Origin of the sequence: Escherichia sp. MOD1-EC6021, assembly GCF_002965245.1 — a bacterium.
GTDB lineage: Bacteria > Pseudomonadota > Gammaproteobacteria > Enterobacterales > Enterobacteriaceae > Escherichia > Escherichia coli_F.
In genome coordinates this window covers 1-441 of sequence record NZ_PTRU01000123.1, presented here as the reverse complement: position 1 = coordinate 441, position 441 = coordinate 1, and the positions used below count along the sequence as shown (strand labels likewise).

Genomic DNA, 441 nt, shown 5'->3' with positions numbered 1-441 from the left:
GACGCGGTGAACAGCCCACAGGCAGCGGGGAACGGGCACCACAGGGGTGCCCTCCCGGTGCCCTCTGTAAGAGAAGGCGTTTTGTATGTCCCGTTTTGTCCTCGGTAACTGCATCGATGTTATAGCCCGTATCCCTGATAACGCCATTGATTTCATCCTCACCGACCCGCCGTACCTCGTCGGTTTCCGTGACCGTTCCGGGCGCACCATCGCTGGCGATAAAACCGATGAATGGCTGCAACCGGCCTGTAATGAAATGTACCGCGTACTCAAAAAAGATGCGCTGATGGTCAGCTTCTATGGCTGGAACCGCGTCGATCGCTTTGTGGCCGCCTGGAAAAATGCGGGATTCAGCGTGGTTGGTCACCTGGTCTTCACCAAAAACTACACATCGAAGGCCGCATATGTGGGCTATCGCCACGAATGCGCCTACATCCTGGC

1 protein-coding gene is annotated in these 441 nt (G+C 56.5%); it reads left to right on the top strand.

From position 1 onward, the window contains the following. Positions 1–85: 85 nt before the first annotated feature. Positions 86–441, top strand: a 356-nt coding sequence (locus BEB54_RS28280) for a DNA methyltransferase (RefSeq protein ID WP_096933880.1), incomplete at its 3' end; no start/stop codon positions are given.